This is a genomic window from Mesorhizobium sp. WSM4989, from assembly GCF_029625795.1.
Lineage (GTDB): Bacteria > Pseudomonadota > Alphaproteobacteria > Rhizobiales > Rhizobiaceae > Mesorhizobium.
This window is the reverse complement of sequence record NZ_JARTVN010000069.1, coordinates 1-237: the sequence shown is the minus strand read 5'-3', so window position 1 is coordinate 237 and position 237 is coordinate 1. Positions and strand designations below refer to the sequence as shown.

1 protein-coding gene is annotated in these 237 nt (G+C 59.1%); it reads right to left on the bottom strand.

Annotation, left to right across the window (positions count from 1 at the left end):
- Positions 1-237: hypothetical protein (locus P9217_RS30355; protein ID WP_278088347.1), on the bottom strand; the 237-nt coding region annotated here is incomplete at both ends.

Below are 237 nucleotides of genomic sequence, written 5' to 3'. Positions count from 1 at the left end.
CGCTCCGGCAGCAGGTAGTCTAGGTTGGATGCCTGCTCCATGTACCGCTGCACCGAGTCGCAGAACTGGATGTTGCGCTTGAACCGATCCCACCGCATGGTCGAGCGGAACGACCGGGTTTCAACGCGGTTCTCATCACGGATTGAGCAGGCCAGGTACTTGTCCATAGCACCCGGTGTTAAGCGATGGCCCTCGCCGATGTTCCAGTTGCCAGCCGAATCACGAATACCGAAGTGC